This is a genomic window from Brevibacillus sp. MCWH, assembly GCF_013096935.1.
Taxonomy (GTDB): domain Bacteria; phylum Bacillota; class Bacilli; order Brevibacillales; family Brevibacillaceae; genus Brevibacillus; species Brevibacillus aydinogluensis.
Genome location: NZ_SDLF01000013.1, coordinates 82,125 through 97,848, shown reverse-complemented (window position 1 = coordinate 97,848; position 15,724 = coordinate 82,125). Strand labels below are relative to the sequence as shown.

12 protein-coding genes and 1 pseudogene are annotated in these 15,724 nt (G+C 56.0%); 4 read left to right on the top strand and 9 right to left on the bottom strand.

Annotated features, from left to right (window positions below; all coding sequences use genetic code 11):
- Nucleotides 1-69: 69 nt before the first annotated feature.
- The 6 genes from ETC00_RS13145 to ETC00_RS13120 all read right to left on the bottom strand — a co-directional run bounded on the left by ETC00_RS13145 (nucleotide 70) and on the right by ETC00_RS13120 (nucleotide 6,330).
- Nucleotides 70-1,335 (bottom strand): M16 family metallopeptidase, encoded by a 1,266-nt coding sequence (locus ETC00_RS13145; RefSeq protein ID WP_171566539.1) that lies wholly within the window; start codon nucleotides 1,333-1,335, stop codon nucleotides 70-72.
- A gap of 1 nt (nucleotide 1,336) precedes the next feature.
- Nucleotides 1,337-2,530 carry an insulinase family protein gene (locus tag ETC00_RS13140; protein ID WP_171566538.1) on the bottom strand — a complete coding sequence of 398 codons (1,194 nt, stop codon included), beginning with the start codon at nucleotides 2,528-2,530 and terminating at the stop codon, nucleotides 1,337-1,339.
- Nucleotides 2,527-3,216 (bottom strand): nitroreductase family protein, encoded by a 690-nt coding sequence (locus ETC00_RS13135; RefSeq protein ID WP_171566537.1) that lies wholly within the window; start codon nucleotides 3,214-3,216, stop codon nucleotides 2,527-2,529. Before ETC00_RS13135 ends, ETC00_RS13140 begins: the two co-directional genes overlap by 4 nt.
- 28 nt (nucleotides 3,217-3,244) lie before the next feature.
- Nucleotides 3,245-4,573 carry a YcaO-like family protein gene (locus ETC00_RS13130; protein ID WP_171566536.1) on the bottom strand — a complete coding sequence of 443 codons (1,329 nt, stop codon included), beginning with the start codon at nucleotides 4,571-4,573 and terminating at the stop codon, nucleotides 3,245-3,247.
- On the bottom strand, nucleotides 4,570-5,157 hold the full coding sequence (locus ETC00_RS13125) for a TOMM precursor leader peptide-binding protein (RefSeq protein ID WP_171566535.1): 588 nt from the start codon (nucleotides 5,155-5,157) through the stop codon (nucleotides 4,570-4,572). Before ETC00_RS13125 ends, ETC00_RS13130 begins: the two co-directional genes overlap by 4 nt.
- 204 nt (nucleotides 5,158-5,361) lie before the next feature.
- Nucleotides 5,362-6,330 carry a GNAT family N-acetyltransferase gene (locus tag ETC00_RS13120; RefSeq protein ID WP_171566534.1) on the bottom strand — a complete coding sequence of 323 codons (969 nt, stop codon included), beginning with the start codon at nucleotides 6,328-6,330 and terminating at the stop codon, nucleotides 5,362-5,364.
- Nucleotides 6,331-6,616: 286 nt separating this feature from the next.
- Here ETC00_RS13120 and ETC00_RS13115 point away from each other — a divergent pair, with 286 nt between their 5' ends.
- The gene (locus ETC00_RS13115; RefSeq protein ID WP_171566533.1) at nucleotides 6,617-7,462 is read left to right on the top strand and encodes a sulfurtransferase; all 846 of its coding nucleotides are present in this window, start codon (nucleotides 6,617-6,619) and stop codon (nucleotides 7,460-7,462) included.
- A gap of 16 nt (nucleotides 7,463-7,478) precedes the next feature.
- Here the strand turns inward: ETC00_RS13115 and ETC00_RS13110 are convergent, their stop codons facing one another.
- Nucleotides 7,479-8,672, bottom strand: a complete 1,194-nt coding sequence (locus tag ETC00_RS13110; protein WP_171566532.1) for an MFS transporter — start codon at nucleotides 8,670-8,672, stop codon at nucleotides 7,479-7,481.
- 241 nt (nucleotides 8,673-8,913) lie between these two features.
- Here ETC00_RS13110 and ETC00_RS13105 point away from each other — a divergent pair.
- Nucleotides 8,914-9,290 (top strand): annotated as a pseudogene (locus ETC00_RS13105) (MaoC/PaaZ C-terminal domain-containing protein).
- 99 nt (nucleotides 9,291-9,389) lie between these two features.
- Here the strand turns inward: ETC00_RS13105 and ETC00_RS13100 are convergent.
- Complete coding sequence (locus ETC00_RS13100; protein ID WP_171566531.1) at nucleotides 9,390-10,988, bottom strand: peptide chain release factor 3; 1,599 nt, start codon at nucleotides 10,986-10,988, stop codon at nucleotides 9,390-9,392.
- A gap of 544 nt (nucleotides 10,989-11,532) precedes the next feature.
- Between ETC00_RS13100 and ETC00_RS13095 the strand changes: the two genes are divergently transcribed.
- Both ETC00_RS13095 and ETC00_RS13090 read left to right on the top strand, forming a co-directional pair.
- Nucleotides 11,533-13,053 (top strand): carboxypeptidase M32, encoded by a 1,521-nt coding sequence (locus ETC00_RS13095; RefSeq protein WP_171566530.1) that lies wholly within the window; start codon nucleotides 11,533-11,535, stop codon nucleotides 13,051-13,053.
- 79 nt (nucleotides 13,054-13,132) lie between these two features.
- Complete coding sequence (locus ETC00_RS13090; RefSeq protein ID WP_171566529.1) at nucleotides 13,133-13,711, top strand: mismatch-specific DNA-glycosylase; 579 nt, start codon at nucleotides 13,133-13,135, stop codon at nucleotides 13,709-13,711.
- Nucleotides 13,712-13,825: 114 nt separating this feature from the next.
- Here ETC00_RS13090 and ETC00_RS13085 read toward each other — a convergent pair whose 3' ends face one another.
- Nucleotides 13,826-15,697 (bottom strand): bifunctional homocysteine S-methyltransferase/methylenetetrahydrofolate reductase, encoded by a 1,872-nt coding sequence (locus tag ETC00_RS13085; RefSeq protein WP_171566528.1) that lies wholly within the window; start codon nucleotides 15,695-15,697, stop codon nucleotides 13,826-13,828.
- Nucleotides 15,698-15,724: the final 27 nt, after the last annotated feature.

Below are 15,724 nucleotides of genomic sequence, written 5' to 3'. Positions count from 1 at the left end.
AATCCATCCGGGTGTTGAACGGTAACTCCAAGCGGGGACGTCATTCATTTGGGTGAATGTTGATCATGGTCAACAAACAACGCTCACTGCCATGTTTTCCGGAACTAGCAAGCGCTCGATCGCATCGCGGAGATGTCGTGCGGAAATGTTCCTCAAGGTGCGGTCCAAATCAAACCCCTCCAGCGTTGTCCACCATTTTTCCAGATAATACGTCAAGACGCTCAGGTCATTTGCTTCTTTTTGGCAGCGCAGCAGCCACAATTTTTTCCAGTCATCCGCAAGCGATTCCGACCATGGGGCATTTCTCACCCGCTCTGCCGCCTGCATGACAGCTTCACGAAACCATTCCCACGAATCGGTCTGAGCAGTGATCTCCAGATATCCGGCATCGGCTGCCCGGCAGTAGTTCACCCTGATGGCGTCAGCCGATCCATCATCACCGGTCAATTCCTTCTCGTTGAGCAAATTGTACAATTCATGTTCCAGCATCACGGCACAAATGCGAATGACCAACTCCTCCTGAAACAGAGCGGTTGCTGTCAGACCGGCATGGACATGCTTGTATCCGACGTGCACGTACGCCTGATTCAAGCCCATTTCCGCAAGCGAGAAGTCCTGCACGGCGTTAGGCGGTTCTCGCCACTCAGGCAGATCTGCCGTGGCGGCGAATGGCTTTCGGGAAACCATTTGCTCTGCTCGTTCCACCAGATCGTGTATGTGAACATTCCCCGCGACCAGAAGCAGACAATTGTGCGGTACGTAAAACAGGGAATGGGCCGTTCGCACATGGTCGAGCGTGATTTGCGACAGAGACTCCTCTGTCCCTTTGACGTCCTTTTTGACAGGATGGTTCCAGTACAAGGCATTCAACATGTTTTGTCTCGCCACTTCAGCCGGATCTGCTTGAGACATCAACATTTCATTTTGAATGACTTGTTTTTCCAGCTGAATCCTGTCTTCCGTGATGTTCGAACGAAATGCCAACTCCAGCAAAAAGCCCACCGTGTCCATGACGTTTCCAACGGTGGTGGAATAGAAGGCCGTTCGGTCAATATAGGTGGAAGCCTGCAAATCGGCTCCGTATTCAGCCAGTTGAACGTACGCGTCATTGCCCTCACTGGGAAAAAGGGCGTGCTCAAGAAAATGCGCCACACCTTCGGGTTGAACCACTGTGGCGGATGAAATCGGATCAAAAAACCGGTGGTGAAGCGAACCGTACTTCACCACGAGCCGAACGTGTGCGGAGTAGTATTGCGGTTTTTCGATAAACAGAACGGTCATCCCGTTGTGGCACTCCACACATTGCCAATCGGAACCATTTCGAATTGCCTTCATATTACTCCTCCATCAGAACAGGTTCCAGGAAAGACACAGCCTCCATTACATCCTGCTTGGTCACGTCTTGAATAAGCGCAACCCTGGATGCAGGTTCGAATGGTTCCCCTGTCTCGACATGAGCAAGATGACAGCTGACGATGGAATCACAATCATCCATGGTGTACCACGCATCACTGATCAGAAACCGCTTGGTCACCTGCAGGTCGCGATCGGTAAAATCACCTCGCTGCAGGGCGTGGAGCTGTCCCACCATCTCTTCGCGCACCTGATCGCGATTGTCAGGCTCCGCCCCTGCCACCATCACGATTGTTCCCGTCGTTTGATCCCACACGGAGAACGCGAAGTAAGCCAACCCCAGTTCTCTGCGTATGCGGGAAATCAACTTGGAGTGGAAGCATCCGCCCAACAGGGCATTGGCAACCTGAAGGCTGATGCGCGCCGGCAAAGAGGGGTTCTTCGCTGTCAGCCGGTATGGCAAGACAATCAGATGGGAATCGCCGGCATCCGTCCCGGAGACGGGATCGGGAACACGCGGATCAACTCCCGTCCTTTCCTGTTTAACGTCAGCAGTCCACAGCCGCGAACGCTCTCCACACCAACTCTGCAGCACTCTCCAATTTTGGGCGGGATCGCCTGTTCCAATTGCATAACAGATAGCGGGAGCCTCCCGAACAAGATGGTCGTACTGCTGTGCGATGAAGGAACGATCCAAAAGCTCGTCTCCCCATTTGTCGCCGTCCGCGTCCAGAAAACGCAGCAAAGATGAGGTGACAGGGTCGATTGCGCTCGTGACGTGAATCCTTCTGCGTGCGATCTTGCGGGGGGCTGCGGACATCCAGTTCACGTACGCTTCCTGGTTAATCAGCGGCGCACAGACGACGGACAGGAGGAATTGGACATGGCTGTCATCTGTACCAAATGGTTCGCCGCTCGACAGCGATTCCATCTTGAGCCCAACATAACTCGCCTCTTGAAACCTGTGCTCAACAATCTCCGGCCGTTCCCACCTGCGACTGTCCGGATGCTGTATACAGTGAATCGCGACCAGGCTGTCCATCAGGCCGCTCCAAAACCATAGCGGCCAGTCAGGCGGGACACGAAACAGAACGTAATAGGCTGACGTCAAAAATTTACCTGTCTCAACGTTTACCAACCGGAGATTGTCGTTGACAGGCCGATCCTGAACATTCAAGCGTCTACCCCCTGTTTGAACACCGTTAACACGGCAAAAACCGCTTCGTAAAAGCCGTCGATCCCCATTCGCTCATGAAGGCGGTCATCAAAAAATTCCACATGCACCTTATGCGGGATATGGTCACGCTCCCACCGGGTCGTGATTTTTTCAACCATTCTGCCAGTCTGCAGCAGCACCGCACGGTAACCGCGTTCTCCGTGCAGCAGCATCCCTCGATCGAGATTGGCCGTTACGATAATGGCCGAATCCGCTTCTCCCTCAGCGGAATGGATCAGCGCGTCACGCAGAAACGAATCGGAACTAGTGCGCAGCGGGACCAGCTTTGACCGGCGGAAATCAAAATGATAGAAGGTATTGACGCCATGACTGTTTGTCACAGCATAGAGTTCCACGGCATTCAGCCCGGCAGCGTGCGGCGCCAAGTCTTTCAAGGAGCGTATGGAGGAAGGAAGCTCCTCTCGTTCGTTTATGTCCAATTCTTCTGCGATTCCATAATCTTTATACGAGTGTTCCACATGATATCGTTCATGCAGAATCGACAGCAGTTCTTTTCTCGCTTCCTCTTTTGCCCAATATACAGAGGGAAACAGCTTGCTGTTTTCGTGATACCACGCAGTCACATGTTCCGGGTGCAAACGATTGTGCTCGATCAAACGGAAAGAATAGTCTATTCCTCTTTTCATCGAAAACCTCCCAGCTCCAACGGCTCTGTTACGGAAGGGGATGTGGCATGGAATTCAATTCGTGGTATGTGTAGGGACGGTCCAGGTATCCCATCTCAACAGGCACCTGATAAAGCCGGGTTCCGCCCGCAACCTTTTCCTTTTCACTGCGCGTAATGTCCACCGCCCCGGGAACGATGACCCGATAGACGTGCAAGCCGAGCTGTCTGACGTCCGGCAATGTAATGTCGACGGCAATCACCTCTAGTCCGTTCCGTTCCAGCGCTGCGATACACTTGTCCAACTCCTCCGTCACATTCAGTTCGGACAGCCATTTCCCCGCCGGCACATCGTTTTCGACCGTTGACTGATAGACGAATGCTGCATGGCTGTGGTTCAGCTCGTCACAATAGAAGAACGGACGCAGCACGAAATCCTCAACTTCGTCAGGCGTGAGGGTAAAGTGAATGTATTTGGTAGAAAGGTAGCGGCATCCCATCCACTGCTGCGCAATCTCACACAGCGCCTTGATGCATGCTTCCTCCAGGGAAGGGCGGGAAGCGGCTCCGACAATGGTTCGTCCATTCGGCGCTTTCATGATGGCGCAAACTGCAGGAATGCCAAGCGTCGTGGTCGTATCAACCAGATGATACCGGAAGTGTTCCGCGGCAAAATACTGTTGGTAGATCTCATGAAGCCGCTTGTTGCTTTCCACATTCAGCCTGGGCAAACTTAGTTTGTTGTGCCACATGATGGAATACGAGTCCCGTTCGACGATTTCCAATATCCCCCGCAATACGGCTTCTTCCGCTGTGGGGGCGCATGAAAGTCCCGTGGTCAACCCTCTCCACACGAGCGCTTCGTCCTCGCCGGGAAGATAATTTTCCCATACCGCTGCCGCCGGGACCCATACCTCTTGCCCCCGTGTCAAATTGTATCCGGGCACCCATCTCACCTTGGTGTCCTCCGTAAACCGCACAAAGGGAAAATCCTCTTGCAAATATTGATCCGGATGAAACCAGGCAAAACGCTCCGGATGAACCGCTCCCTTCAGTTCTCTCCAGGAAGCCAATGCCATTCCGGAACGCACGTAGTACGAGCCGCAGTAACGTTCGATGGCTTCCCCTACAGCGGAACGTCTTGCTTCTTCCCGGGTAAATCCAACCCCCGTCGTAATCTCGGGGCTGCCGCTGATCCCAGGCATCAATTCGTTCGCGTAAGTGGGCGCCGCCATCGCCGCATACAGTTTTTGATCGCCGGGATCATTCAAGCAATCAGCGAACCATCGCACAATGCCGCCATACCGACTGACAACCGAACGCAGCGCACCGAGAGAAGAAACGTCTTTCCAGTCGCCTGCCAATCGCTTTCTGCTCATGAGCCAACCTCCGAAAAGCGGGTCATCCACGGCTGTACATATTGATGGATGCGGGTTTCCACACCACACACAGGGCAGGTTGGAACACGCAGGACGGGATGAAGCTCCCCTTCAAGCGTCAAAAAGTCAATCTCCAACATCTGGTCCGTAATATGGGCAGCCCCTGCGCGGTGATCCTTGGAGACAAATTTGTACGTTTCCAATGCGACAGCGTCACACATCATCCGGCGCACGTTTTCTTCCAGGCATTCGGGAATCTCGGGACGTTCCGGCTCCTCGACCATATTGGCTTTCATCCGAAGCGACAGGCACTCAAAGCAGGGACCTTCCGTAGGATGAAATACGGGACCTGCAAGCACTCTCCCTCGGTCCCATAGAACATGAAGCCAGCGTTTCCCTTCTTTTCGCATGAGTTGGTTTATCTGACTGCCGAACGTACCGGCATTGACCACAACAAGCAAATCAATCTCCGACCGATGCTCTTCCAACGATTCGATGACACGGGCGGAGAGATTGAACAATTGATAATGATTCGCCAATTGGGCGGCCAAATCACGGTTGTCTTTGACCAAAATTCCAATCATCGCAAATCACTCCTATGTATGGGATAGACAGGATTGAACCTGACGTTCAATCCTGTCTGTCGCCTGCGATTACAGCAAGCGAATAGTCCAGATGATCGTGCCAACATCTGCTTTCTTTTCAGCAGCTGCAGGGTTGGCAACAGCTTTCAGGAGTTGCTCTTTGTTCATTCCTATCACCTCCTTTCAAGAGCATGCGGATGTTCGCTAGGAGGAAAACGATGCGACCTGTTCTCGTTCACCCAGCTGTGCCAATTGCTCGAACAGTCCGACGACAGCTACTTCCGCGTGCTCCTTTTCTTCTGCTCCGAGTTCTTTCAGCTTGCCCGCCAGCTGCATGTGATGCTCGGAACACCCTGCCTGGACGCCGATCAAACCGCTTTTCGCCTGCTGTTTTGTTATCAATTTTCGTGCAAGATAGGAAATGAATGCGGTCTCCAACTCGCTCTCCCACCATTTCGGCAGAAAACATATCCGGACGATTGGATGACTGTCCGTAGTGGATACGGAAGCGTACCCGGCCAACTCCCCCTCATAACGCAGCTCGTGCACGGCCCCCAGCCACAGGGGCTCGATTACGCCTCCCATTCCCTCGACATGTGTTTGAAACTGTCGGGAAAACATCTGGTTGGCGACGAATTGCAGCGCTTCCTTTACCGCCTTCTTCGGCAATCGGTTCAGCTGGAGCCGGTTGTATACATAATCATGCTTTGGAATGTTGGCCTCCGGGATGAGTATGACGCGATCGTAATAGCGAGTCATTCCCATCTTTTTCGTAGTGAGCTTTAATGATGGTTTATTTTCACTGGAGATTTTTCCGATAAAATAGCGCAGTCCTTTCTGATGTGCATACTGGGCATAACGAACCAGGAACGCGAATCCAGCTCCTTTTGCCTGATATTCCGGATGGATGAAGATGTCCGTCCCAATCGCAACCTGATTCCGGTACATGACAAACATGAAGCCTATTTCCGAACCACTCTCAGCGTCAACCAGCTTTATCCCCTGAAAAAACAGCATGCAGACGAATGGAAAAACCAGATATTGAAACAGGAATTTTTTCAGCGGGTGATTCATCCATGCCCGATACGTCAGATCGCCGGTTTGAAAGAAATGGTTGCAAAGAATCAGGCTGGCTCGATACGCTTCCCACGGCTTCATTTTTGCTATCTTCATGATTGGGCCTCCCTCATTCCACGCGAAGCGTTTTGCTGTTCCGCCTCGCTGTCCGATGTCGCGTCCCTCTTTAAACATAATACAGATCATGGAAAATACAACATTTTTACCACGATATGTAAGTTTGGGCGGACGAAACGATTAATAGAAGGAACGAGCGGACGCTGGCGAACAGACGAAAGGTACAGTTCGCTTCTCCTGCCGGTGCGGATTCTTTTTTCTGAAAAGTGATTCACGTAAACGGGCTATCTGCTATCATGGAAGAAAAAAGAAAGTAGGGTGAATCATGCAACCGCTCGTTACTCCCCGTTGGCTGTACGAACACCTCCAGGACGACCGGCTAAGCGTCATCGACTGCCGCTTTGCCCTGAACAACCCCGCTCTCGGCGAGGAGCAGTACCGGCAGGAGCACATCCCCGGCGCCCTTTATTTCCATCTGGAGCGGGATTTGTCCGGTCCCAAACAGACACATGGCGGACGCCATCCGCTGCCTGATCCGGAAGCGCTGGCCGCCCGCCTGTCCCTCGCAGGTATTGACGAAAATGTCACCGTGATCGCCTACGACGATCAGGAAATGTCCATGGCCGGCCGGCTTTGGTGGCTGCTCCGCTATCTGGGGCACGAAAAGGCGGCCGTGCTGGACGGCGGATTTGCCGCCTGGAAGAAGGCTGGCTATCCGGTGACGGCCGATGTGCCCACTCCCGCTCCGCGCTCCTTTGTCCCCCGGGTGCAGCCGGACATGCTGGGGGACATCCGCAGTGTGCAGGAACGCGGCGAACATACCGCGCTGATCGACTCCCGCGCCGGCGAACGCTACCGCGGCGAACAGGAACCGCTCGATCCAAAAGCGGGACACATTCCCGGCGCCCTGCACTACTTTTACAAGGACAACCTTTCCGCGGACGGCACGATGCTGCCGCCTGAACGGCTGCGGGAGCGGTTTGCCCCCTTGGACGGGCAGGAGATCATCGTCTACTGCGGCTCCGGCGTGACCGCTTGCACCAATCTCCTGGCCCTGCACTCCATCGGCCGGACTGACGCCAAACTGTACCCCGGCAGTTGGAGCGACTGGTGCTCCTACGATCTGCCGGTGGCAAAAGGACCTACTCCATCCGATGACATTGTGAAGTGAGATCGCCTTCCCCCGTTTAGCGATCAATCGGCGTTGCCGCTCCCTGCCGGATCAGCCGGTGCAGACCCGCGAGCAAAAACGCCCCGCCGGTGACAAAAAAGACAATGAAGAACGAGTGGTTCCAGTTGTCGATGAGGCCCGCCACAATCGGGCTGAGAATGGCACCGGCGGAGGTGACGGCGGAAAACAGGCTGAACGCGCTCCCGTACAGCTCGCGCGGCACGTGAAGCATCAAAACAGTGGACAAGGCCGGGAACAGAAGGCCGGAACAGATGCCGAACAGAAACATCATCACATACAGCGACACATCCAGGCCAATCGCCAGCCCGTACGCAAGCAGACTCATCAGGCAAAGGCCGACGAGCGTGCGCTGCTCCGGGGACGTGCGGGCCAGCCAGAACTGGCTGAGCGCCGCCAGCGCCCCCAATCCCTTGAGACTGAACAAAATACCCGTCACAGAAGGCGAAAGATCGCTCCGTTGGATGAGCATGGGGACCTCGTAAATCAGCACCCCCTGCGCGTAGACGACGGCAAACCCGCCGACAAAGGCGGGATAGAGGTACGGGTTTGCCACCACGGCCAGCAGCGAAGACATCTGCGGCAGGCGGGCAGCGACGGCCGCATTGTCGGCGTTGTTGGCAGCGCTGACGGATGCGCTCCCGCCGCCCGCTTGGCGGCCGGGCAGGACCAACAGGGCAAACACCCCGGCAGCTCCCATGATGCCGCCCAGGATGACAAACGACTGCCCGTAACCAAACTGTACCGCCAGGAAGCTGCCCACCGCAGGCGAGACGATCGCCGCTGTCGTCAGCACCATCCCGTTTTTCGCCATCAGTTCGCCCTGTTCCGCCCTCGTCTGTCCGGTTTCCCCCAGCATGGCAAAACAGGCCGGTGAGACAAACGCCATCAAAAACCCCAAAATCAGGCGCAGCACGAAGAAATGCTCCGGCGCCTGCACCACCCCCTGGCCGCTCAGGATCAGCCCGGCCAGGAGCAGCCCTCCGGCGACAAACCACTTTTTCGGAAAGCGATCCAAAAACGGTCCGGCGATCAGGTTGCCGGCCAGGTTGCTGATCGCGTACGCCCCCAGAACCACGCCGATCATCGCCCCCGACGCCCCCAGCACGAGCATGTACGGCGCAAGCAGTGGCGTCTGCGCATGCATGTCAAACGATACGAGAAACAAGACGACAAACAGGAGAACCCGCATTTCCTTCCACTCCCTTCTCTATCTCCCATCTATATGACGCAGGTCGTCCACATAGAAAGGAGCTGTCTTACCAGGAGGCACCCGATTGGTTTTTCGGATCATGGTGATGTCCTCGGGAGGTGTTGCGTTCCCTTTGTTGACGTTTAGACAGAATATTTTGTATAATACCAAAATTGACAAGCGCCCAATCCAACCAATTGGTATTTCCTACAGTTGCAACCGGACGCAGAAGAAAAGGAGGATGCTTATGCAGGCTGGCGATGTCCTGACCTGGGAGAGGACATTTACCGAGCAGGATGTGCGGGAGTTTTGCAGAATCTCCGGCGACAACGGCGCGCACCATGTTACACCGGACGAACACGGGCGTTTGGTGGTGCATGGTTTGCTGACCGCTACCTTGCCGACGAAAATTGGCGGGGACCTGCATGTTCTGGCCAGGAACATGACATTTACCTTTCTCCGGCCGGTCTTTACGGGAGACACGATTCGCTGTGAAGTGACCATCACCCGTTACGAACGGCAGGAAAGCCGGGCGGAAATCGCTGCCACTGCGGAGTGCTATAACCAGGAGGGAAAAAAGTACTGGAAGGCACGTTTGACGGGATTATCAGGTGTTAGAAAAGGAGACTCCCCCGGTTGGAGAGTCTCCCTTATCGGACATGTCATTCGCACCATATGGGCGAATGTGCTTTGTTGGTTTGCTCGTACCGTTGCCGCCTAGGCATGCACTGTTTTCAATCCCAGCGAGCTTTCGTGGAACTTGATGTTTGGATACTTTTCCATCGCCATCCGCAGTTGGTACTCGCTCTCAAACAGCATCACCGGCCGGCCGTAACGGTCCGTCACCGTTTTGTTCTTCAGGGCGTCCAGCGCCGCCTTGTCTCCTTCCAGCCAGCGGGCGATCTGGTACGGCAGGCGGGTCAGCGTGATCTCCACCCCGTACTCCGCTTTCAGCCGGTACTCCAGCACTTCAAACTGAAGCACCCCGACCACGCCGAGAATCAGCTCCTCCATCGGGTAGGTGCGGAACAGCTGCACCGTTCCTTCCTCCGTCAACTGCATGATCCCTTTTTGGAACTGCTTGTGCTTCATCGCGTCCTTTACCATTACCCGGGAGAAAAACTCCGGCGAAAAGTGGGGCATCTCTTCATACTCGAACGGCTTCCCGACGCAGAGCGTGTCGCCGATCTGGAAGATGCCCGGGTCGAACAGGCCGATGACGTCTCCGGCGTACGACTCCTCGACAATTTCCCGGTCCTGGGCCATAAACTGCACCGGCTGGGCCAGCTTGATATCTTTTCCCAGTCGCACGTGTCGGACGGTCATGCCGCGTTCAAAGCGACCCGAGCAAATGCGCAGAAACGCCACACGGTCGCGGTGCGCCGGATTCATGTTGGCCTGGATTTTGAAAATAAAGCCGGAAAACGGATTGCTGCATGGGTCAATCAGGCCCACACTGCTCTTCTTGGGCGACGGCGGCGGAGCCATTTGCAAAAAGTTGTCGAGGAACGTCTGCACCCCGAAATTGCTGATCGCACTGCCGAAAAAGACGGGGGTCAGTTCTCCTTTGCCGATCAACTCCATGTCAAAGGCGTCGCCCGCCACGTCAAGCAGGGCGATTTCCTCCTGAAGCTGCTGCCACAAATCCTGACCGACGCGTTCACCGATCAGCGGATCGTCCGGGCCGCTCACCTCGAAGAAGCGGATGTCCTCATGCTGCGAGCCGTCTTCATACAGTTCCACACGCGATTTCATCCGGTCATACACGCCGCTGAAGTGGCTCCCCATGCCGATCGGCCAGTTCATCGGGTAGGAGCGGATGCCCAGCACCCGTTCAATTTCTTCCAGCAGCTCGAACGGGTCTTTGCCGTGTCGGTCCAACTTGTTGATAAAGGTAAAAATCGGGATGCCGCGCATCCGGCAAACCTTGAACAGCTTGATCGTCTGCGCCTCTACCCCTTTGGCTACGTCGATGATCATCACCGCTGCGTCAGCAGCCGTCAGCGTCCGGTACGTGTCCTCGCTGAAGTCTTGGTGGCCCGGTGTATCCAGAATGTTGATGCGATGCCCCTTGTATTCGAAATCCATCGCGCTGGACGTGACGGAGATACCGCGCTTCTTTTCGATTTCCATCCAGTCGGAGGTGGCGTGTTTGGAATTCTTCCGCCCCTTGACCATCCCCGCCTCACGGATCGCTCCACCGTAGTACAGCAGCTTTTCCGTCATTGTCGTCTTGCCCGCGTCCGGGTGGGAGATAATCGCAAAGGTGCGCCGTCTGGCAATCTCTTGTTCCCATTGGGGGTTTTTTTGACTCATCTTCATTCTCCTGTCGTAGTTCTTTGCCATAGCGTATTCCATAATGGATTCCATAACAACGATTATAACGACAAACTGACGTGTGAGCCAGTTCCAGCTTGTAGACAAAGTCCGAAACGCATGGGAGATCGGGCCCGCTCGCTCGCTTGACGCCCAGCAAAGAAGCAGATGAAGTCCGCTCCAAAACGAGACGCGGGCAGGGGACAAACATCTGGGTGTTTCGATGAAGTGAGACTTGTGTCCCCTGTGTATCCCCGCGTCTTTCGTTTTTCCGCTGAGCAGGTCGTCAAAGGAGCTCGCTTGGCCCATCCCTCCATGCGATGTACATTGTCTTCCGCTTCGGTTGATGAATGGGCAGGCCTTCCGGCCTGAAAATCGTTTTCTTGTGGGCGATTACTCAATGAATGAAACTGACGTGTGAGCCAGTTCGTATCTTTCCTTTTCCATCAGATCAGGTATAATAGTGGATTATAAAGTAGTAAAAATTTTTTGACTGCATGTGCATCCTACCATGTGCATCCTACATAGAAAAGGGAGGAACCCTATGACAAGCTCTGTGGAAAATCGTGCAGCTGCTTTTCGCGAGTATGTGAAAAAAATGACCAGCTTCGGCCAGGCGCTTGCCGTGCTGCATTGGGACATGCGCACACAGGCGCCGCGCAAAGGGATGGACGCCCGCTCCGAGGTGATCGGCGTTCTGTCTGGCGAACAGTTCAAACTGGCCACCTCCAAGGAAATGGAAGAACACCTGGAGGCACTGAGCGAACCGGCCGTGCTTGATTCGCTCGACCCCATCACCCGGGCGACGGTACTGGAGTGCAAAAAGGAGTTTGACCGCAACAAAAAAATTCCGGCGGACCGCTACCAGGAGTTTGTGGTGCTGACCTCGCAGGCGGAGACCATCTGGGAAGAAGCGCGGGCCAACAGCGATTTCGCCATGTTCCGCCCCTATCTGGAAAAAATCGTCGACTTCCAGCTTGAGTTTATCGACTACTGGGGCTGCGACGGCAAAAACAAGTACAACACCCTGCTTGATCTGTACGAGCCGGGCGTGACCGTAGACCAGTTGGACCCGATCTTTGCCACCCTGCGTGAAAAAACGGTCAAGCTGGTGGCGGCCATCGCCGAGTCGCCGCACAAACCGGACACGTCTTTCCTGAAAAAACACTTCCCGGAGAGCGAGCAGGATGCGTTCAGCCGATATGTCCTGGAGAAGATCGGGTACGACTTCCAGGCAGGACGCATGGATCGCAGCGTACATCCGTTCTGCACGTCGTTCAACCCGGGCGACGTCCGAATCACGACCCGTTTCGACCCGAACGACTTCAACTCAGCGCTGTTCAGCTGCATTCACGAAGCCGGTCACGCCATGTACGAGCAAAACATCAATCCGGAGCTGCTGGGCACGCCGCTGTGCGAAGGCACTTCGATGGGCATCCATGAATCCCAGTCCCGCTACTGGGAAAACATGATAGGGCGCAGCCTGCCGTTCTGGCAGCATTTCTACGGTGATCTGCTGAAAGCCTTCCCGGTTCAGTTTGCCGGTGTGGACGTCGAACAGTTCTACCGCGCGATCAATGAGGTCACTCCATCGTTTATTCGTACGGAAGCGGACGAACTGACGTACAACCTGCACGTCATGATCCGCTACGAGATTGAAAAAGGGCTGATCAACCAAACGATCAAGGTGGCCGACCTGCCCGCCATCTGGAACGACAAAATGAAGGAGTACCTCGGCATCGTCCCGGCCAACGACAAGGAAGGCGTGCTGCAGGACGTGCATTGGGCGGGAGGCAGCTTCGGTTACTTCCCCACCTATTCGTTGGGCAACGTCTACGCCGCCCAGTTTACCCATGTGATGCGCAAGGAGCTCAGCGGCTACGATGACCTGGTGGCCAAGGGCGAGTTTGGACCGATTCGTCAGTGGCTGAAGGAGCGCATCCATCAGCACGGCAAAACAAAGAGCCCGAACGAGCTGGTGAAGGAGATCACCGGCGAGGGGATCAACGCATCGTACCTGATGGACTATCTGGAAAGCAAGTACACGTACATCTACAAGCTGTAAGAAGAGTGAGCGCCTCGCAAGTCGAGGCGCTCTCAGTGTATACAAAGTCGTGTTCAATGGGGCAAAAGGAGGTGCAACGGTGGTACACTTTACTGAAAAATGGCTGCCCACCTACATCCGCCGCGATCTGATTGTGCTATTCTGCGGCATTAATCCGGGGCGTGTATCGGCGACAGTCGGCTATCACTACGCCAATCCGTCCAATCTGTTTTGGCGCGGGCTGTACGAAGGCGGCCTTACCCCCCGGCAGCTAAAGCCGGAAGAGACGGCATGCCTGCTTGAGTACGGATACGGCATCACTGATCTGGTCTGTCGCCCCACCCGCTCCTCCGGTGAGCTGCGGGAAGCGGATTTCTCTGCCGGAGCGAAACAGTTCCGGCAGATGGTCCAGACGTACCGTCCCCGGGTCATCTGCTTTAACGGCATTACTGCGTACCGTCACGCCACCGGGCGCAAAAAGGAAGCAGTCTCGCTCGGCCTGCAGCCGCAGCTCGCCTTCGGAACCGCGGATTGGGCCGGCAGCCATCTGTTCGTCATCCCCTCCACCAGCGGCGCCAACGCCTCCTATACGCGGGAAGAACGGCTGGCGATGTTCGGTGAGCTGAGCCGTTTCCTGCGCGAGAAAGGGTGGCATCCGCTCGATCCGCAACGCACGTAAGCCCCCGCCCCGCAAGGTACGGCAGACAGCATGCACCAAAAAAAGACTCGGGCACGACGGTACCGATGGCGATACCGCCCGCCCGAGTGATGTTGGCACGGTTGGTTGCAGGCATCAGGCCTTTGCGGCCGTTTTCAGCAATTGGCTCTGCTGACGAACGTACTGGATCAGCTCCACGCTCATCTGGTAGTAGTTAAACGGCGTGATCAAATAGATTCCGTTGAAGTAGGTGATGGCCACGTCCAGCAGCTCCTTGGCCATCTTGATGCCTTCCTGTCTGGCCGCTTCTCCCTGAACACGCCTCATCCGCTCCCTCGCTTCGTCGGAGAGCTTGATCCCCGGCACTTCGTTGTGCAGAAATTCCGCGTTGCGCGAGCTGGTCAGCGGCATGATCCCGATAAACACCGGAATCTTGATGTGTTTCGTCGCATCGTGGACGAGCCGGATTGACTCTGCGTCGTACACAGGCTGCGTCATGATGAAGTCGGCTCCAGCCTCCACCTTTTTCTCCAGCCGTTTGATCGCGGCTTCGATGTGGCGCACGTTGGGGTTGAAGGCTGCGCCCACGATGAACTGCGCCTTTTGTTTCAGCGGCCGGCCGGAGAACGAGATGCCTTCGTTGAGCTGTTTGACCATGCGGATCAAGTCAAACGACGTGACATCAAACACCGAGCTGGCTCCCGGCAAGTCACCAAAGCGGGAGGGGTCGCCGGTCACCACCAGCACCTGGTCGATGCCGAGCGCGTGCAGTCCCATCAAGTGAGACTGCTGCCCGATCAGATTGCGGTCCCGGCAGGCGATGTGTACGAGCGGATCGATGCCGTACTGGCTTTTCATGATCGCTCCCAGCGCCATGTTGCTCATCCGAACGTTGGCCAGCGAGTTGTCCGCCAGGGTGATGGCGTCCGCTCCGGCCTTGTGCAGCTCAAAACAGCCGGTCAAGAATCCTTCTGTGTCCAGATCCTTTGGCGGGTCAAATTCTACAATAATTGTAGTGCCGGTTTTGACCCGCTCCACGATGCTGGGTTTCTGCCGCTCCCTGACGCTGTACGAGGCGACGGACGGCCGCTCCGTCAACGCTTCGGACGGGTTGACGCGCGGCAGCGGTGCAAGTCCCTTCAGCGCTTCCGCCATGGCCCGGACGTGGTCCGGCGTGGTTCCGCAACAGCCGCCCAACAGGCGCACGCCTTGTTCCCGGAGGCGCAGCGCGCTCTCGGCAAAGTACTCCGGTGAGGACTTGTAGGCGTACTCGCCGTCGCTGATGCCGAGCCGGCCCGCATTGGGAAAGGCGGAGAGCAGCGCCCCATCCGGCACGCTCGCGCTCTCGAACGAGCGGAGAATCTCAGCCGGCCCCAGCCGACAGTTGAGACCGATGATGTCCGCCCCCGCCTTTTGCAGCTGGGAAAACGCCTCCGTCAGCGTATAGCCGTCACGGGTCCGTCCCACGTCCAGCGTCGCCAACTGGCAAATCAGCGGCAGGCCGGTGAGCGGGCGGATCACGTCAATCGCGAGCAGCAGTTCCTCCAGGTCGAGAAACGTTTCCAGAATCAAGCCGTCCACTCCGGCGTGCAGCAGCGCGATCGCCTGCTCTTCAAATTGATCGCGGTACTCGTCCAGCACTTTTTTCCGCACTCGTCCGGCGATGATGGAGCCGATGCTGCCAACGACATAGGCGTCGTCCTGTGCCGCCTCCCGGGCGATTGTGACGGCGACGCGGTTGATGCGCGTCACCTTGTGCTCCAGCCCGTAACGGGCGAGCGCGTCCCGATTGGCGCCGAACGTGTTGGTTTCCATCAAGCGCGCTCCTGCCTCGTAATACGCCTTGTGCACGTCGTACACCAGGCGCGGATTAGTCAGGCACAGTTCCTCAAAACTGACGCCCACCGGCACCCCCGAACGGTACAACTGGGTCGCCATCGCCCCATCCCCGACCAGCAGGTGGTCTCGCAAATATTCGCGCAAATCTTTTTTGGCTGTCAAATCCATCCCTTCTCTCCCATTGCTCTGTGAAAA

Coding starts and splice junctions, on each gene's coding strand:
- ETC00_RS13145 (WP_171566539.1), bottom strand. CDS start 1,335: ATGAAGGCAATTCGAAATGGTTCCGATTGGCAATGTGTGGAGTGCCAC.
- ETC00_RS13135 (WP_171566537.1), bottom strand. CDS start 3,216: ATGAAAAGAGGAATAGACTATTCTTTCCGTTTGATCGAGCACAATCGT.
- ETC00_RS13130 (WP_171566536.1), bottom strand. CDS start 4,573: ATGAGCAGAAAGCGATTGGCAGGCGACTGGAAAGACGTTTCTTCTCTC.
- ETC00_RS13125 (WP_171566535.1), bottom strand. CDS start 5,157: ATGATTGGAATTTTGGTCAAAGACAACCGTGATTTGGCCGCCCAATTG.
- ETC00_RS13120 (WP_171566534.1), bottom strand. CDS start 6,330: ATGAAGATAGCAAAAATGAAGCCGTGGGAAGCGTATCGAGCCAGCCTG.
- ETC00_RS13115 (WP_171566533.1), top strand. CDS start 6,617: ATGCAACCGCTCGTTACTCCCCGTTGGCTGTACGAACACCTCCAGGAC.
- ETC00_RS13110 (WP_171566532.1), bottom strand. CDS start 8,672: ATGCGGGTTCTCCTGTTTGTCGTCTTGTTTCTCGTATCGTTTGACATG.
- ETC00_RS13100 (WP_171566531.1), bottom strand. CDS start 10,988: ATGAGTCAAAAAAACCCCCAATGGGAACAAGAGATTGCCAGACGGCGC.
- ETC00_RS13095 (WP_171566530.1), top strand. CDS start 11,533: ATGACAAGCTCTGTGGAAAATCGTGCAGCTGCTTTTCGCGAGTATGTG.
- ETC00_RS13085 (WP_171566528.1), bottom strand. CDS start 15,697: ATGGATTTGACAGCCAAAAAAGATTTGCGCGAATATTTGCGAGACCAC.